Source organism: Pseudarthrobacter sp. C1 (assembly GCF_034720455.1).
Classification (GTDB): domain Bacteria; phylum Actinomycetota; class Actinomycetes; order Actinomycetales; family Micrococcaceae; genus Arthrobacter.
Genome location: NZ_JAYESK010000005.1, coordinates 30,120 through 46,616, shown reverse-complemented (window position 1 = coordinate 46,616; position 16,497 = coordinate 30,120). Strand labels below are relative to the sequence as shown.

15 protein-coding genes are annotated in these 16,497 nt (G+C 65.7%); 8 read left to right on the top strand and 7 right to left on the bottom strand.

The features are described from left to right. Window positions 1-14 precede the first annotated feature (14 nt). The gene (catA, locus tag U7114_RS10015; protein WP_323057249.1) at window positions 15-899 is read right to left on the bottom strand and encodes a catechol 1,2-dioxygenase; all 885 of its coding nucleotides are present in this window, start codon (window positions 897-899) and stop codon (window positions 15-17) included. Window positions 900-1,229: 330 nt separating this feature from the next. Between catA and benA the strand changes: the two genes are divergently transcribed. From benA to U7114_RS09990, 5 genes are all read left to right on the top strand, one after another. Next, window positions 1,230-2,615, top strand: coding sequence for a benzoate 1,2-dioxygenase large subunit (gene benA, locus U7114_RS10010; RefSeq protein WP_323057247.1), 1,386 nt, complete (start codon window positions 1,230-1,232; stop codon window positions 2,613-2,615). Window positions 2,616-2,650: 35 nt separating this feature from the next. Then, window positions 2,651-3,187 (top strand): benzoate 1,2-dioxygenase small subunit, encoded by a 537-nt coding sequence (gene benB / locus U7114_RS10005; RefSeq protein WP_321216128.1) that lies wholly within the window; start codon window positions 2,651-2,653, stop codon window positions 3,185-3,187. 122 nt (window positions 3,188-3,309) lie between these two features. Then, complete coding sequence (benC, locus tag U7114_RS10000) at window positions 3,310-4,881, top strand: benzoate 1,2-dioxygenase electron transfer component BenC (protein ID WP_323057246.1); 1,572 nt, start codon at window positions 3,310-3,312, stop codon at window positions 4,879-4,881. Continuing rightward, window positions 4,881-5,708 carry a 1,6-dihydroxycyclohexa-2,4-diene-1-carboxylate dehydrogenase gene (locus tag U7114_RS09995; protein WP_157242420.1) on the top strand — a complete coding sequence of 276 codons (828 nt, stop codon included), beginning with the start codon at window positions 4,881-4,883 and terminating at the stop codon, window positions 5,706-5,708. Before benC ends, U7114_RS09995 begins: the two co-directional genes overlap by 1 nt. A gap of 53 nt (window positions 5,709-5,761) precedes the next feature. Next, window positions 5,762-8,593, top strand: a complete 2,832-nt coding sequence (locus U7114_RS09990) for an AAA family ATPase (RefSeq protein WP_323057244.1) — start codon at window positions 5,762-5,764, stop codon at window positions 8,591-8,593. 21 nt (window positions 8,594-8,614) lie between these two features. On the opposite strand, the gene catC is transcribed toward U7114_RS09990, so the two are convergent. From catC to U7114_RS09970, 4 genes are all read right to left on the bottom strand, one after another. Further along, the gene (gene catC, locus U7114_RS09985; protein WP_323057243.1) at window positions 8,615-8,893 is read right to left on the bottom strand and encodes a muconolactone Delta-isomerase; all 279 of its coding nucleotides are present in this window, start codon (window positions 8,891-8,893) and stop codon (window positions 8,615-8,617) included. A 27-nt stretch (window positions 8,894-8,920) separates the two neighbouring features. Then, on the bottom strand, window positions 8,921-10,024 hold the full coding sequence (locus tag U7114_RS09980) for a mandelate racemase/muconate lactonizing enzyme family protein (protein ID WP_157242417.1): 1,104 nt from the start codon (window positions 10,022-10,024) through the stop codon (window positions 8,921-8,923). Beyond that, entirely contained in the window at window positions 10,021-10,965 is a 945-nt protein-coding gene (locus tag U7114_RS09975; protein WP_323057411.1) for a LysR substrate-binding domain-containing protein, read from the bottom strand. The genes U7114_RS09980 and U7114_RS09975 overlap by 4 nt, the downstream gene beginning before the upstream one ends. A 128-nt stretch (window positions 10,966-11,093) precedes the next feature. After that, on the bottom strand, window positions 11,094-12,479 hold the full coding sequence (locus U7114_RS09970; RefSeq protein ID WP_323057242.1) for an aromatic acid/H+ symport family MFS transporter: 1,386 nt from the start codon (window positions 12,477-12,479) through the stop codon (window positions 11,094-11,096). A gap of 324 nt (window positions 12,480-12,803) precedes the next feature. Between U7114_RS09970 and U7114_RS09965 the strand changes: the two genes are divergently transcribed. From U7114_RS09965 to U7114_RS09955, 3 genes are all read left to right on the top strand, one after another. After that, window positions 12,804-13,502 (top strand): maleylpyruvate isomerase family mycothiol-dependent enzyme, encoded by a 699-nt coding sequence (locus tag U7114_RS09965; RefSeq protein ID WP_323057241.1) that lies wholly within the window; start codon window positions 12,804-12,806, stop codon window positions 13,500-13,502. Between the two features lie 368 nt (window positions 13,503-13,870). Beyond that, window positions 13,871-14,848 carry a muramidase family protein gene (locus U7114_RS09960; RefSeq protein ID WP_323057239.1) on the top strand — a complete coding sequence of 326 codons (978 nt, stop codon included), beginning with the start codon at window positions 13,871-13,873 and terminating at the stop codon, window positions 14,846-14,848. A gap of 283 nt (window positions 14,849-15,131) precedes the next feature. Next, entirely contained in the window at window positions 15,132-15,491 is a 360-nt protein-coding gene (locus U7114_RS09955) for a hypothetical protein (RefSeq protein WP_323057237.1), read from the top strand. A gap of 33 nt (window positions 15,492-15,524) precedes the next feature. Here U7114_RS09955 and U7114_RS09950 read toward each other — a convergent pair whose 3' ends face one another. Together U7114_RS09950 and U7114_RS09945 are read right to left on the bottom strand one after the other, a co-directional pair. Next, window positions 15,525-15,755: a hypothetical protein gene (locus U7114_RS09950; protein ID WP_323057236.1), complete on the bottom strand. Its 231-nt coding sequence runs from the start codon at window positions 15,753-15,755 to the stop codon at window positions 15,525-15,527. 3 nt (window positions 15,756-15,758) lie between these two features. After that, complete coding sequence (locus U7114_RS09945; protein ID WP_323057235.1) at window positions 15,759-16,496, bottom strand: CapA family protein; 738 nt, start codon at window positions 16,494-16,496, stop codon at window positions 15,759-15,761. Window position 16,497 lies beyond the last annotated feature (1 nt).

Below are 16,497 nucleotides of genomic sequence, written 5' to 3'. Positions count from 1 at the left end.
GTAGGGGCAAAGGCCTACTTGGTCTCGCCTTCCTTGGCGAGGACGTAGTTGTACACGGCGTCCTCTCCGGCCCCGCCGTCCGTGCGGGGTTTGGGGTCCAGCATCAGTTCAGGCTTGACGGCCGAGGCGATGTCGTCAGCGTTGTGCGGGTCGCCCGGGAAGTAGAGCTGCTGGGTGACGGGCTGGTAGCCGGGTGCCGATACCTTGATGTGGATGTGGGCCGGACGCCAGGCGTGCCAGCCGGCCGCCTCAATGAGCTGGCCGCAGGCGCCGTCCGTGGGGATCTGGTACGGCGCCGGACGCATGGTGTTGATTTCAAAACGGCCTTCGTCGTCGGCTTTGACCGTGGCCCGGAAGAGCCACTCCGGCAGGCCCGGGGCGTACTGCGAGTAGAAGCCCGCGGCGTCCGCGTGCCAGATCTCCACCTGTGCGCCCTGCAGGGCATTGCCGTTGGTGTCCGTGAACTGGCCGGTGAAACGCAGGGGGGTGCCCTCTTCGCCGTCGCGCATGAGGACGGTGGCCGGCGTCGCAAGCTCCGGCGATCCGGGCACGTAGTACGGGCCTTCAATGGTGCCCCTGGTCCCGGGGCGGTCCTGGGAGTTGACGTCCTCGACCGTGTGCTCGAGCCACACGTCAAGGAACAGCGGCCACTCACCGTCGGTACCCACCTTGATCAGCCAAGCCTTCAGCGCGTTGTACTCCTCGTAAGTGACCTGGTGCTCAACGACGATGTCGTTGGCGGCCTTGATGAGCGCGCCGGCCAGCAGGCTCACGCGCTCCTTGGGCACGCGCAGTTCCGAAAGCTTGCCGGAAGCGGCGAAGCGTTCGGTGGCCTTCGAGCCGGCTTCAACGGCTGTGCCCTCGTTCTCGTTCCGGATGTCCACTTGAGTCTCAGTCATGGCGGTCTCCACCTTCGTCTTTGAAATTGGGGCCCAGAAAGGTCTCCTGGACCCGCCGCAGGACGCCGGTGCAGGAGTGCCTGCCGATCCGTGGCGTCGCGTGATGTCTGTCTCATCGTAGGTCCGAAGATAATGACGAAACAAATATTGATAATGCTGCTTTTTAGTCATGATCGATACATAAAGACACCCTTGGTCGACCCTAGGTGTTTGCCTGATGTGAGACCAGTCACGAGGGGGAAGAATTGCCTCTAACGTCCACCGCCGGCAACGACGCCAGCCCGGACCTCCCGCCCATCCGTCCAGCAATCTCCAATGAGGGAGCACGCCATGACCGAGAACCTGATCCATGCCCGCGAGGTCCTTGCCGACGCCGTGATCGACGACCGTGAGAACGGCATCATCCGGGCCAAGCGCGAAATCTTCACCGACCAGGAGATCTTCGAACTTGAGATGAAGCATATTTTTGAAGGCAACTGGGTGTACCTGGCCCACGAGTCCCAGATTCCCAACGTAGGCGATTACTTCACCACGTACATCGGCCGCACCCCGGTGATGATCACCCGGGACAAGGACGAGAAGCTCAACTGCATCGTCAACGCCTGTTCGCATCGCGGCGCCATGCTGTGCCGCCGCAAGACGGACAACCGCACCACCTTCACCTGCCCGTTCCACGGCTGGACGTTCAAGAACTCCGGCGAGCTGCTGAAGGTCAAGGATTCCCGGAACGCCGGCTACCCCGAGACCTTCAACAAGGAAGGCTCGCACGACCTCACCAAGGTGGCCCGCTTCGAGTCCTACCGCGGCTTCCTGTTCGGCTCGCTGAAGGCTGACGTGCTGCCGCTGGAGGAGCACCTGGGCGACGCCACCAAGGTCATCGATTCGATCGTTGACCAGTCACCCGAAGGGCTGGAGGTGCTGCGCGGTTCCTCCACCTACACCTACGACGGCAACTGGAAGGTCCAGGCCGAAAACGGCGCCGACGGCTACCACGTCACGGCCGTGCACTGGAACTACGCCGCCACCACGGCCCGCCGCAGCGCCGGTGACTCGGCCAACAAAACCAAGGCCATGGATGCCGGCAAGTGGGGCAAGGTCAAGGGCGGCTTCTACTCCTACGACCACGGGCACCTGCTGCTGTGGCAGGAGTGGACCAACCCCGAGGACCGTCCGCTCTGGGACCGCCGGGAGGAACTGGTCCAGAAGTACGGCGAGGAGATGGCCAACTTCATGATCAACATCTCGCGCAACCTGTGCCTGTACCCGAACGTCTACATCATGGACCAGTTCTCCTCGCAGATCCGCCACTTCCGGCCGATTTCCGCGGACCAGACCGAGGTGACGATCTACTGCATCGCACCCAAGGGCGAGTCCCAGGAGAACCGTTCCAAGCGCATCCGCCAGTACGAGGACTTCTTCAACGCCACCGGCATGGCCACCCCGGACGACCTGGAGGAATTCCGCTCCTGCAACAAGACCTACTGGGCCACCAGCGCCCCCTGGAACGACATGACCCGCGGCTCCACCCACGAGATCGCCGGCCCGGACGAGCAGGCCCAGGCCCTGGGCATGACCAAGGTCATCGCCTCCGGAGTGCGCACCGAAGATGAAGGGCTCTACCCCATCCAGCACGGGTACTGGAAGGAAGTCATGGACCGTGCCCTGGCGGAGGAAGAGGAGCGTTCCGCGCTGGCCTCCGTCCCCGCCTCCGCCTGACAGAGCCCACCGGAACCACAGAGAGCGCAGACACAATGACCAGCCTGACCCAAACCGCCCCGGTCCTCAAGGCCGCGGAGGACATTGCAATCCTCGAAACCGTCCGTGCCTTCCTTTACCGGGAAGCCCGCCTGCTGGACGACCGCCAGTTCGATGAGTGGCTCGAGTGCTACCACCCCGACTCCGAATTCTGGATGCCGGCCTGGGACGTGGATGACCAGCTGACGCAGGACCCGCAGAACGAGATCTCCCTGATCTACTACGACAACCGCGGCGGCATCGAGGACCGGGTGTTCCGGATCAAGACCGACAGGTCATCGGCCACCTCCCTCCCCGAGCCGCGCACGGGGCACAACATCACGGACGTTGAGGTTTTGGCGAACGACGGCGGCCGGGTCGAGGTGCGCTTCAACTGGTTCACGCTCTACTTCCGCTACAACACGACGGACACATATTTCGGCACCAGCTACTACACGATCGACCTTTCCGGCCCGGAACCGGTGATCCTGAAGAAGAAGGTAGTCCTGAAGAACGACTACATCCACCACGTGGTGGACGTCTACATGATCTGACCTGCCCGAACCGGCGCCCGGAAGTCCCCGGGTGCCGTGCGGCAGTTCCCATTCCGTGCCCGCCGGGCACGCCAGAATTTTCCCGGGACGCGACGACGCGCCCGCCCAGCCAGGAGGACCCCATGGGCCACAAAGTAGCCCTCAGCTTCGAAGACGGCGTCACCAAAGTCATCAAGGTCGGTGACTATGAGACCGTCATGGACGCGGCCTACAAGGCGCGCATCAACATTCCGTCCGACTGCCGCGACGGCGCCTGCGGCACCTGCAAGGCGTTCTGCGATTCCGGCACCTTCGACCCGGGCGACTACATTGACGACGCCATGACCGAAGAGGAACTCGAAAAGGGCTACCTGCTGACCTGCCAGGCCGTCCCCGAGTCCGACCTTGCCATCCAGATCCCGGCCACGTCGGAGTCGGCCAAGACGGCGGCGGCCACCTTCAGCTCCACCATCAAGGAGCTCAACCGGCACACGGACACCACGGTGTCCTTCACCCTCGAGGTGGACAACCGGGACGCACTGGCCTTCCTTCCCGGCCAGTACGTCAACCTCAGGGTCCCCGGCACCGACGCCGAGCGCTCCTACTCCTTCAGCAGCGGACCCGAAGTGCAGGACGCGTCCTTTATGGTCCGCGTAACCCCACAGGGCGCCATGTCCGAGTACCTGCGGGACCGCGCCGCAGTAGGCGACTCCATCGAGTTCACCGGCCCCTACGGATCGTTCTTCCTGCGCGAGCCCAAGCGGCCCCTGCTGCTCCTGGCCGGCGGCACCGGCCTGGCCCCGCTCCTGTCCATCCTCGAAAAGCTGTCCGAAAACCCGCCGTCCACCCCGGTCCACCTCATTTACGGGCTCACCCGCGAAGCGGACATCGTCGGCCTGGACTGGCTGCGGGCCTACGAAGCGAAGCTGCCCGGTTTCACCTGGGATTACATCGCCTCCGAGCCCGGCACCTCCGCCCCGCACACCGGCTACGTCACACAGATCATCGAACCGAAGCACCTTAACGAAGGCGACGTGGACATCTACCTCTGCGGCCCGCCCCCCATGGTCAACGCCGTCTCCAAGTGGCTGGACGCTGAAGGCATCCAGCCCGCCAACTTCTACTTCGAGCGGTTCGCGCCGAAGGAGACTACCGGAGGCGACGCCGAGACGGGAGCCCCGGCGCCGGCCGGGAAGATCCAGGCCGAAGGCGACACGATGAGCCGCGGCGAGGCCGTGTCCTCGCTGGAGACCGGCCGGCTGGACTTCCGCAAGGAGGACAGCTTCGCCCAGCTCGACGCCCGCATGGGCCTGGAGCTGGCGGTCAGCGAACTGCTGCTGGGCAGGCTCAGCGAGCAACAGCTGCGCCAGTTCCGCCGGCTCGCCCAAGCCACCACGGCGTCAGTGGACGGCGGGAGCATTACGGACCCCGAGGAGTTCGCGCGCACCAACGAGGAATTCCATGAGTACCTCTTCATGATCTGCGACAACCCCATGCTGCTGGAGTCCTACCGCCGCCTGGACGTGCACGCCCAAATGGCCGCGGCCTTCGAAACCGGAACGCCGATCTTCGAGCGGGTCACCCAGGACCACCTCGACATCGTGGACGCCTTTGAGCGCGGGGACAAGGACCGCCTCCGCGCCGTCATCACCGCGCACGCCCACGATGCGAAGGACACCATGGCCGGCGCCATCGACGCGAAGGCCGCCCTCTGATGGCTGAACCGTACGCCGGGCAATTCGTGACCCCAGGCAGGTTCGGCGGCAAGGTCGCCGTCGTCACCGGTGCCGCCCAGGGGATCGGCCGGAAAGTGGCCGAACGCATCGGCGCCGAAGGCGGGGCCGTGGTCCTGGTGGACCGCGCGGAACTGGTACACGATGTGGCCCGCGGCATCGAAGAGGCCGCCAAGTCGTCCGGTTCCGGTGGGTCGGCCACATCCGTCACTGCGGACCTGGAGACCTTCGCCGGCGCCACCCAGGCCGTCAAAGCTGCGCTTGCCGCACACGGACGCGTGGATGTCCTGGTCAATAATGTAGGCGGCACCATCTGGGCACGCCCCTACGAGGAGTACGACGAGGACAAGATCGAAAAGGAGATCCGCCGCTCGCTCTTCCCCACCCTCTGGAGCTGCCGGGCGGTACTGCCGGCGATGCTGGAACAGGAGTCGGGGACCATCGTCAATGTGTCCTCGGTGGCCACCCGCGGCATGCACCGCGTCCCGTATGCCGCTGCGAAGGGCGGCGTCAACGCACTGACCCAGGCCCTCGCCATGGAGGTGGCCGGGCGCGGAATCCGCGTAGTTGCCACGGCGCCGGGCGGTACTGAGGCGCCGCCGCGGAAGGTCAAACGTGGCCCGGAAGCCGAGTCCGCCACCGAGAAGGCCTGGTACCAAGTCATCGTGGACCAGACCGTGGAATCCTCCTTCATGAAGCGCTACGGCACCCTTGACGAGCAGGCCGCGCCCATTGTCTTCCTCGCCTCCGACGAAGCGTCCTACCTCACCGGCAGCATCCTTCCGGTGGCCGGCGGGGACCTGGGATAGCGGTTGGACACCGCCGCAAAGGGCGGGCAGGCCGCTCCGGTAGACTGGCGGCCATGACTGCGGGGTCCGTCCAAGGCGATATCGGTGCGGATTCGCCGCTGGTGGGCCGCGACTCGGTGTTCGAGGAGCTCCTGGACATCCTCCGCGCCGTCCGCAAGGGCAAGGTGGTCACGGCCGTCCTCACCGGACCGGCCGGCTCCGGGAAAACCGCGGTGCTCGAGTCCTTCCTGGAATATTGCCGCACGGGCGTCCGCGGCGTCCGCGTCCTCTCCGCCATGGGCGATGACTGGGAAGCGCAGTTCGCGCTCGCCGGCTACTCCCAGCTCATGCTCACCTCGCCGTTGCGTTCGGCAAAGGCGTACGACGGCGGCCCGCACCTTCCGGCGGGTCCCCTCGCCTCCCTGAGCACGGACCAGGTGGTCAACTACGCTTCGACGCTGGGCACCCACCTCGAAGGGCTGCAGTCGCACGGGAGCGTCGTGGTCGCCGTCGACGACGTCCACAAACTCGACGTGGAAAGCCTGCGCATCCTTACGTTCGTCATGCGCCGGCTGCACGGAAAGCGGATCCTTTTCCTGCTCACCTTGAACCCCGCCGACGCGCCGCGTATCCCCGCCGGCGTCCTGGACTACCTGACCGGGCACCAGGTGGTCCGCATTCCCATGGAGCCGCTCACCCCGCAACAGGTCCAGGAAGTGGCCCGGCGCCTGCACGGCATCGACCTCAGCGTCACCGCGGCGCACGGGCTGGTCCGGCACACGGGCGGCCTGCCGCAGCCAGTGGTGGAACTGTTGCGCGAGCTGCCCCCGGAAACCTGGCTGGCCTGGTTCCCCTCGCTGCCGCCCACCTCCCGGCTGCGCGCCAGGGTGCACAGCGTCCTGGATGCCGCCTCGCCCGGACTCGTTGCCGTCGCCGAAGCCGCGTCCGTGCTGGGCCGCAGCGCGGGCCTGTCGGAAGTAGCCTCCGTCAGCGGAGTGGAGTCCGTCCTCGAAGTCCTGGATGAAGGACACCGCGCCGGCCTCCTGCGGCTGTCCGTCGACCAGGCGCGTTCCGCCGTCGTGTTCGTTGAGCCCGGTACTGCCGAGGCGATTTACGAACAGATTGTTCCCAGCCGCCGCATCGCGCTGCACCGCCTGGCTGCGGAGGCCGTGGAGCCGGAGGGCGAAAAGCTGGGGCATCGGGTCTCGGCAACGCCCGCCGCGGACCAGGCGCTCGCCGAAGAACTCGAGGATTTCGCCGGCCGCCAGGCGGCCGTGGGTGCATGGCAGGACGTGGCGACGGCGTTGTTTTCCGCGTCGCGCCTGTCGTTGGATATCCGGGCCCGCAACGACCGGCTCCTGCGCGCCGTAGACGCACTGGTGGGGGCCGGCAATGTTGCCGAGGCGCAGACCTGGTCCGCCGCCGTGGACGCCCTGCCGCCCTCGCCGCTGCGCTCCTCAGTGCTGGGCTACCTGTCCACCGTGTCCGGCCAGAACGACAGCGCCCAAAGCCAGCTGGAAATGGCGTGGCGCACCAGCAACCCGGACCGCGATCCCAAGGCCGCCGCCCAGGTTGCGCAGCGTTTCGTCCTGCACGGGGTTGCATCCTGGGACGGGCCGATGATCACCGGCTGGGCGGAGCGCGCGATGGCCCTGACTGAACCCGGGACGCCGGCGCACGTCGAGTCGGAAGCCATCTACGGCCTGGGCCTGTACGCGCGGGGCCGGCTGGGGGAGGCGGAGGTTTCCTACCAGCGGGCGTTCGCGCACGCCGCCGAGAACGCGCAGAAGCAGCGTGTGCAAATGGGGGCAGGCTGGCTGGCGCTGCGGATGGACAACGTGGAAGCGGCCCTGGTGAACTTCGAGTCCGCCGCCCCCACCGAGTACCGCGGCGGGTCCCTGCGCATCTCCCTGTGGGCCGAGGCATGGCTGGCCCGCACCCATCTGGTGCTGGGGAACTGGGATGCCGCAGCGGCCACCATCGCCCGCTCCAGCGTCCGCCTTGAAACCTCCCGGATGCCCCTGATCCGGCCCCTGCTGTACTGGACCGCCGCGGAGCTCTGGTCCATGCGCGGCGACTGGGACCGCGCCCGCTATTACGTCTCCCAGGCCGCGGTCCAGCCGGGAACCTACCGGGCCATGCAGGTGCCGGCCAGCCTTGCCCGGGCCCGGTTCCACGAGGCGCGGGCTGATTATGAAAGCGCCCTCGCCGTGCTTCAGCCGCTGACCGAACTGGACCCGTGGACCGAGGACCGGGTGTCCTTCTGGCCCTGGCAGGACACGTACGTTAATGCGCTGGTGATGACCGATCAGCTGGACACCGCTGACGCTTTCCTGACCTCTTTCGAGGGGTTGCGGCGCGAACGCGAAGTGCCTTCCGACATGGCACGGATGGCCTGGGCCCGGGGCCGGCTGCTGGCGGCCCAGGGAGATCCCGACGCTGCCAGGGAGCATTTCGAGGCCGCCTTGGGCCACCTCCGCGGGCTCAACCGGCCTTACCTGCGGGCCCGGATCAGTTTTGCGTTCGGGCAGAGCATGCGCCGCGCCGGCAAACGGCGGCTGGCGTCCTCGGTGCTGCGTGCGGCGCGGGACCTCTACGACTCATTGGGCGCGGCCACCTATGTGGAGCGCTGCGACAGGGAGCTCAAGGCAACCGGCCTCGACGTCGGCAATCTCCCTGACCCTGCCGATTCGGTACTCACCGCCGCCCGGGACCACCACGTCCAGCTCACCGCGCAGGAGCAGGCGGTGGCCGAACTCGTGGCCGGCGGGGCGACCAACAAGGAGGCGGCCCGGGCCCTGTTCCTCGCCGAGAAGACGGTGCAGTACCACCTCACGCGGCTCTACCGGAAGATGGGCATCCGGTCCCGCAGCGAGCTCGCCGCCGCGTTCCGGGCCAGCGACTGACCCGGAACGGCGGGCTGGTACCTACTTAATGTCTGAGGGGTGCTTGGCCAGCGGCACCACCGAGATCTCCATGTACGGGAACAGCGGAAGGTTCTGCAGGATGTCGTGGAGTTCGTCGTTTGAGCCCACGTCAAAGACCGAGTAATTGGCGTATTCACCCACCACGCGCCAGATTTCCGGCCATTTCCCCGAGCGCTGCAGCTCCTGCGAGTAGGCCTTCTCCTTGGCCTTGATCTCAGCAGCCTCGGATGCCGGCAGGTCTGCGGGCAGTTTGACGTCCATATGGACCAGGTACTTCATTGATGTTCCTTTCGTGGAAGGGGTGGCTTAGCGGTCGCTGCGGTAGCGTTCGAGCTTCTCCTCGTTGACCCCGGCGCCCACGCCGGGGCCCTCGGGGACGCGGATGCGCCCTTCGATGATCTGCAAGGGTTCGGCCAGCAGGTCGTCCGCCATGTCCAGGTAGTTGGACAGTTCGGCGGCGCGCTTGGCAGTGTGGGCGAACGCGGCGCCGAACACCACCGAAGCCACCGTGCCCACCTGGGTGTCGATCTGGTTGCCGATGTACACGTCGATGCCCATGCCCTCGGCCATCCCCACGATCTTGGCCGCCTCGGTAAATCCGGAGCGGGCGGTCTTGACCGCCAGCAGGTTGGCCCCGCCGTTGAGGATTTCCCGGGCGGCCTCGCCGAGATTCGGGGCGGATTCGTCCGCCGCGATGGGGATGGGGGAGTTGGCAACGAGCCGACGGCGGCCCAGGACTTCGCGGGCGTCGTCCGGCTCCTCGAGGAACTGCAGGCCCAGGTCCGCGGTGCGGCGCAGCACCTCCGCAGCTTCATTCGCGGACCAGCCCCGGTTGGCGTCCATGTACAGTTCGGCGTCCCCGCCGAGGCCCTCACGCAGCGCGCGGGCCGCCTCGATGTCCAGGTGCAGCGGGCGCCGGCCGGTCTTGAGCTTGAACGTGTTGATGCCGTAGGTCTCGCGGAACTCCAATGCCAGGTCGAGCAGCTCCTGGGCGGGCTTGAAGCCGAGCATGTGGGAAACCCGCAGCGAGTCGGTGTAGCCGCCCAGCAGCTTGGTCACCGGCTGCCCCAGCGTCTTGCCGATGACGTCCCACAGGGCGATGTCCACGGCACCCTTGGCGGTCTGGTTGTGGATGGTGCGGTAAAGGATCTCCTGTATCTTCTCGCGGTCAAAAATGTCGACGCCGATCAGTTGCGGAGCGAACACGTCCTGCACCACCGCGGCGATGGACTTTTGCGTCTCACCGTAGGTGTACGGGCGCGGCGGGGTGTCCGCGAGGCCCACCACGCCGTCGTCCGTGCGGAGGCGGACCAGCACGTGGTCAGCCTCGTGGACGGATCCGGAGGCGAAATGCAGCGGGTGGCGGTAGGGGATCGAGTAAGGAATCGCCTCAATAGCTGCGATTTTCATGACTGGGAAGGCCTTTCATCGGTTGGAAGCGGGACGGGCCCGGAGGCCGGGTCGGGCAGCGGCTGTGCGGCTGTAGCGGCGCCGACGATGTCCAGGAAGTTATGCAGCAGGGTGGAGTGGTTGCCCCGCAGCCAGGCGACAGCGAGTTCCACGGAGGGGACGTTTTCGATCTCCCGGTAGGCAACGCCGTCGAGCTGGAAAGCCCGCACCCGGGACGGCATGACCGCCACGCCGCCGCCGGCGGCAACGAATGCCAGCATGGTGGAGGTCTCGCCGACAACTTGGGTGATGCGCGGTTGAAAGCCGGCCTGGCGGCACAGGTCGGCGGTGATGCGGTAGAGCACGGACTCGGGCGCATATGCGATGAAGTCCTGATCCTGCAGTTCATGCATCGCCACGGACCTGTCCTCCGCCAGCGCGCTGAAGGAGGGAACAGCGACGACGAGCGGCTCCCGGGCGACGACGCGGTAGTCAATCTCCTGGGATGAGACGGGGGGACGCAGCAGTGCTGCGTCCAAAGTTCCGTCGCGGAGACCCGCTTCCATGGACGGGGTGAGCATTTCGCCGTTCAACGCCAGGGACAGGCCGGGAAGGACCTGTTTGGCAAGGCGCGCGATCTGGGGCATGACGCCATAAGTTGCGGACCCTGAAAACCCCACCCGGAGGACGCCGGTGGCGCCCTTGCCGACCTGGTACACGTCCGCCTCCAGCGTTCCTATTTCGTTGACGATCTGCCGTCCCCGATCAAGCAGGAGCTGCCCCGCGGCCGTGAGGTCCACGCGCCGTGTGGTGCGGTTGAGCAGGCGCACCCCCAGCTGCTCCTCAAGCTGGCGGATCTGCTGGGAGAGGGGCGGCTGGGCCATATGGAGGCGCTTGGCCGCCCGGCCGAAATGCCGCTCCTCCGCAACAGCGATGAAGTAGTTCAGCTGCCGGAGCTCCACAGTGTGCCCGCCCTTCCGTTGGCGCACGCCGGGGCTGCCCTGGCCGCGCGATTGATTCACAGAATAACCCTAAAACGCTCTACTGGTTTATTAATGTGACTCAATTACGCCAGAACAGCCTCCGCCGGCTACTTGGGCTGAGGGGCCGCCAGCTTTTCCTCCGTCCGGCTCCCGGCCAGCTCCTCCACCTTGTGCCCGGCCTCCTCAAGCTTCCGCTGGCGGGGGACCAGCACGGTGACCAGGGCGCCCAGGAGCGCCACTGTGCCGTAAATGTAGAACGCCGTGGAGCCGCCGATGCCCGCGGCGGCAAGCCAGCCGCCGATGATCGGACCCAGCACGCCGCCCAGCCGCCCTACGCTGGCGCACCACGCGACACCCGCTGCGCGGGCGTTGGTAGTGAAGTAGTTGGACTGGAACCCGTACACCAAGACCTGGGTGCCGAGGGTTCCCACGCCGGCAACCGCGATGAAGGCAAAGAGCATGGGCAGCGGAAAGCTGAAGGTCATGAGCACGAGCGAGACGGTGGCAAGCCCGAACGTGGAGGCGATGATGCGCTGCGGGCCGCTCTTGTCCGCCAGGCGGGAGGCGACCAGGCCGCCCACGACGGCGCCAAGGTTCAGTGCAAGGGGGAAGAACAGGGCGTAGGTCCGTCCATAGCCGTAACCCTCCATGATCTTGGGCAGCCAGGTGTTGAGGCCGTAGGTCAGCAGCAGGCCGCAGAAGGACATGAGGCCCAGCAGGATGGAAGCCGCGGCGAACTGCCGGGAGAAGACGGCGGCAAAGCCGGACTTCCGGGGCGCTGCGCCCACCTCAAGGATCACGCGTTCCTCGAGGAGGGGTACGCCCGTGCGCTCCGCGACGGCCATGGCGTCCTGGTCGCGACCGCGGGCCAGCAGCCAGCGCGGGGACTCGGGGAGCTTGCGCCATGCAACAGGCAGCAGGATAACCAGCGGCAGGGAACCGATGATGAACAGTCCCCGCCAGCCGAGGGTGTCGTGGAACAGGATGCCCATTATGGACGCGAGGACGCCGCCTGCCGGGACGCCGGAATAGACAATCGCGTTGTAGAACTGGCGCCTTCCTGCCGGCGCGAACTCAGCCATGGTGGCTCCTGCAGTGGCGATAACCACGCCCAAGCCGAGCCCCGTTACGAACCGCATGGCCCCAAATGCAGGCACGCTTGCCGTCAGGGCCGTGACGAACATGCCCATTGAGAACCAGGCGATGCCCAGGAGCATCAGCCGGCGCCTGCCGAAGAAGTCGCCCACGGCGCCGCAGACCAGCGAGCCCACGAGTACCCCGATCAACGCCCAGGAACCGAGGAGGCCCGCTGTGGCCACGTCGAACTTCCCGATCTGGGAGGAATCGGCGAGCAGCCCCGGCAGGACGGTGCCGTAAATGACCAGATCGTAGCCATCGAACACAAGGGCCGCGCAGATGATGAAGGCCACCCAATTGGCGGTGCGTTTTTCTTTTCCTGGATTTTCGGCGATAACGGCATGCGGTTGTGTCATGGTCCCCAAGTTCCTCTCTAGGTGATGGCGGGGGTGGGCATGCGCGTAAAGATGGCATCCGACCCGGTTGTTTCAGCCTGACAGAGGTGTGATGCAGGACATATGAGGCAAATCCCCGGGATTCTGCCCGGGGGGTATTAGGAGCGCAGAACTACTGAAAGGTGCGCTTTAGGTAATAGATCCTACAAATCCGCACGAACGTAGGGACCCCCTGCCGCGCTGCCCTGATCCGCGTGGATACGCCTATCAGTCCAGACGATTCCGGTATGGAAGAGAGCCCTTAAACGGTGGTGTTACTGAGAAGGCCGCGGCTAGGCTGGCCGGATGATCAATACCGCCCGCCTATATTCGGACCTGTCCCGCCTGGGCAGGGAAACCGACATGTTTCTGGCCACAGTAGCGTCCCTCTCCGATGCTGAGATGGCGGCTCCGTCACTGTGCGAAGGGTGGAGCCGGGCTGACGTCATCGCCCACGTGGCATCAAGCGGCCGCGCCTTGGTGAACCTCATCGACGGCGCTGCCTCCGGCGTGGAACGGCAGCTTTATGCCTCACCCGAGGCGCGCTCCCAAGAAATTTCCGCCCTGGCCGCACTGCCGCGCGAGGAGCTCCTGGACGAACTGCGGGAGTCGGCCCGGAGCTTCGCGGAGCAGGCCCAACGGCTCAACGCGGAGCTGGCTGCCCCGGATGTCAACGTGAACGGCAAGGTCATCCCTGCGACGTCCATCGTGGCACTTCGCATCGCTGAAGTTGTCGTGCACCACCATGACCTTGACACGGCGTGGACCATCGAGGAAGCCGACCCTGATTCACTCCTGAACGCCATCGAAGCCGTGGTTCGTTCGCTGCGCGCCAAGGGCGTTCCGGGAATTACCGCGGTCACCGAAGAACGGGATGAATGGGTGATTGGTGACGGCGCCCTGCACGTTAGGTCGGACCGGGAAGGCCTGCTCTTATGGCTTGCCCGTGGGGACAGTGAGCATATAGAGGCCGACGGACTCTTGCCTGTCCTGCCAGCTTGGTAGCCGGGCCGAGAATCAGCAGTGCGGCAAGCCCGGGACGCGGAAGCCATCGGTGCGGGACCACTAGGCGGACGGCTCCAGATTCCTCGGGTTTCGCGGGTTGGCACTGTTTTCACACGCCGCACGCCCTGTTCGGGGAGGGGCGGAAGGAGTATTTCTGCCCGAAGCCCAAGTGGCGCACCTGCATGTCGTGCGCAGGTGCGCGCACGACGGCAGGCCTCTCCCATAGGATTTCATCAACTATGCTCGGGTTGGCCGGCCGGACTTTGCTCCCGGTAGTTCCGGGCTTTGGGGGGATTGTTATGGTGAAAATCGGCGACACTGTCGTGGCACGGAAGCATGGAGGGAAAGCCCGTTGGGCAGTTGCGTGCATGACGCTATTAGCGGTGGGGCTGTCCGCATGCACGCAAACTGAACCCCCCGCCGCATCACACCCGACCACCGCCGCGCCGGAAGTGACAACGGCCAGCGACGAAAAGCCTTCCCTGCGTGGGGAAGCGGTGACCGACTCGTTCGGCAATGTGGATTACTACACCACCGTCTCTGGTGACACCCTTGCTAGCGTGGCTGCCGCTTACAACCTTTCAGAGGCAAAGGTCGCTGAATTCAATGAAATCCAGCCAAGTTCACCGGTGAGTCCGGGTACAAGACTCCGGTTGATTCCCGCTAACCCAGTAACGGGGGCAAAGGGAACGGCCACCATTGACGCCAACGGGATCCCGACCAGTTACAAGGTGGAAACCGGTGACACCTTGAGTGGCATTACGTACCGGTTCAATCTAACCCAGGAGCAATTAGCCGAAGCGAACAAGGTCCCGTTCACCTACGAAAAAGGTGGCACCTACTTCATCCAGTCTGGACACGTTATCCAGCTGCAGAAAAAACCGGTGGACAGCCGATCAGGCACGGGAAAAACAGTCAACAACTCGTTTGGCCAAGCCGTCTATTACACCACCGTGGACGGTGACTCGTTCGACGGCCTCGGATACAAATTCCGCTCCACTACCGAACAGATCCTGCTTTACAACCCGTCACTCGCCGCAAACGAGCCGATCCCGGCGGGAAGCAAACTGCGGTTGATACCCGGCGAACTCAAGATCGAGGGTGCGCAGGGCACGTCCACTGCCGATGCTGAAGGGATTCCACTCACCTACACCACAGCCCCCGGTGACACGGAGCGCCAAGTCTCGTTCCGATTCAGCATCACCGACCTGCGAGCAGCGAACCGCCCGACCACCGGAACAGGCGGAGCATGGTACGAATTTGCTGACCTGCCAACTGTCGAACTAGCGCCCGGACAGACCATAAGCCTCGCGCTGGACAAGCCGATCAACAAACCGGGCCTTTAGGCTGCGGCGGGCATTCACTGCCCGGCAGGTGGCGTATGAGACGGCAAGAAGCACTGCAGCATCCTCGCGGAACCAGGCGGGACGCCGGTCCCTAAGCTTCGCGACCTGGAACGCCAGGACCCGCTTGCCGTTGGGAAGGAGGTTACCCGCGAAGACAATTGCACCGTAGAGGTAGAACAGCGCGATGCTGCAGGCATTCTTTCGACCTCCAGCGGTAGTGCCGTAGTGTCCGTACATCACGAGTCGTCCGCGTCGCGCCATACTGTCTTTCCAGGTTGCTCGGATGAACGTGCCACTCGACAGCGAGCCGCTCGTCGTTCTAGCGGCGGGCTCGCCGATCGGTTTGGGGGTCTTCCTGACCTGGACCAGCCGGACCCGGTCAGCAAAGACTACGCAGACCGGGTTCGCCGTGGCCGTGCCGGGTGCCCTCGTTGGCGCCTGGCTTGGCTTCAACGCCTCGACGGCCCCGTTCGTCGGGATCGGGTTCGCAATCGTGGGTTCCATCGCAGCTGCCAACCTCGCCCTGATTTTCCTCGACATAGCCACCGTCCCCTCCACGGGGTCGATCCCAAGTAAGCTGCGGGGCCCTGCGGACCATTCAGGGAGTGCAAAACGGATCTCTACGAACCGGAGCCCGAAATAGACGATGCACCGATGTGTATCACCCGCGCGTCGGCTACGCCAGCGGAAGCTCCAGGCACCCTTCGCCGGCATTCCAGCTGCTTCCGGTGCCCAGGTCGCCGCAGAGGCGGGCCATCCGGTCCGCGGTACCGCGGGCGCTCCGGACTGCCAGCCGGACCCGGAAGCCGGCGATGATGGTGGGAAACAAGCGCAGGGCCCGCGGCGTTCCGCCGTCGGTTTCCATCAGGAAGATGAAGGACAGGTCGTTGCGTTCCTCAGGGTCCACGGCCTAGTCATCAACGAAGTCCCCGGCGCTGTAGATGATGGGCCGGCCCCGATAGAGCTCGACGCCGCGGAAGACATGCGGTGAATGGCCGAAGACGACGTCGGCGCCCGCCTCGACCAGCTGCCGCGCCAGTGCCCGGTGCTCTGGTGGGGCGTCGGAGCCCCAGTTGCCACCCCAGTGGGCCGATACGATGAGCAGTTGCACACGTGCCTTGGTCCGTCGGAGCAGCGCCAGCAGTTGGTCGACGCGCTGCCCGTGGGTTGTCACGGGGACGTAGTACACGCCAGGGGTGCCGGGAGCCGCCTCCCAATCCGGCTGGTTGTCCGTGAACGCCACGAACCCGACGGCGGTGCCTCCCACGCGGCAGACGGCTGGCCGAGCGGCTGAGGTCAGGTCCGTACCCGCGCCCGCATGCAGGATTCCGTGCCGGTCCAGCGTGGGAAGCATTTCCTGCAGCGCGTCCGTTCCGTAATCGAGCACGTGGTTGTTCGCCAGAGAGACCAGGTCGATCTGCGCCAGGAGCAGGCTGCGTACGTTCTTCAGGTCGGTGCGGAACGTGAAGACCTTGCCCGGCGCGGGTTTGCCGCCGTCGGCCAGCACGCATTCGAGGTTGGCGATCCTCAGGTCCGCCCGCCGCAGGACCGGAAGGGTGTCACCCCAGGGATAGGCGGGGGCAACGGTCTGCAGGTGGTCGTTCACCAGCCGGCCGAGCATGACGTCGCCGAGGAATGCGATCTGCATG

Bases quoted from the DNA above. Each gene is read 5' to 3' on its own strand.
- catC (WP_323057243.1), bottom strand. From the start codon at position 8,893: ATGAAGTACCTGGTCCATATGGACGTCAAACTGCCCGCAGACCTGCCG.
- U7114_RS09980 (WP_157242417.1), bottom strand. From the start codon at position 10,024: ATGAAAATCGCAGCTATTGAGGCGATTCCTTACTCGATCCCCTACCGC.
- U7114_RS09960 (WP_323057239.1), top strand. From the start codon at position 13,871: ATGACGCTATTAGCGGTGGGGCTGTCCGCATGCACGCAAACTGAACCC.
- catA (WP_323057249.1), bottom strand. From the start codon at position 899: ATGACTGAGACTCAAGTGGACATCCGGAACGAGAACGAGGGCACAGCC.
- U7114_RS09945 (WP_323057235.1), bottom strand. From the start codon at position 16,496: ATGCAGATCGCATTCCTCGGCGACGTCATGCTCGGCCGGCTGGTGAAC.
- benC (WP_323057246.1), top strand. From the start codon at position 3,310: ATGGGCCACAAAGTAGCCCTCAGCTTCGAAGACGGCGTCACCAAAGTC.
- U7114_RS09970 (WP_323057242.1), bottom strand. From the start codon at position 12,479: ATGACACAACCGCATGCCGTTATCGCCGAAAATCCAGGAAAAGAAAAA.
- U7114_RS09955 (WP_323057237.1), top strand. From the start codon at position 15,132: ATGAACGTGCCACTCGACAGCGAGCCGCTCGTCGTTCTAGCGGCGGGC.
- U7114_RS09990 (WP_323057244.1), top strand. From the start codon at position 5,762: ATGACTGCGGGGTCCGTCCAAGGCGATATCGGTGCGGATTCGCCGCTG.
- U7114_RS09995 (WP_157242420.1), top strand. From the start codon at position 4,881: ATGGCTGAACCGTACGCCGGGCAATTCGTGACCCCAGGCAGGTTCGGC.
- benA (WP_323057247.1), top strand. From the start codon at position 1,230: ATGACCGAGAACCTGATCCATGCCCGCGAGGTCCTTGCCGACGCCGTG.
- U7114_RS09965 (WP_323057241.1), top strand. From the start codon at position 12,804: ATGATCAATACCGCCCGCCTATATTCGGACCTGTCCCGCCTGGGCAGG.
- benB (WP_321216128.1), top strand. From the start codon at position 2,651: ATGACCAGCCTGACCCAAACCGCCCCGGTCCTCAAGGCCGCGGAGGAC.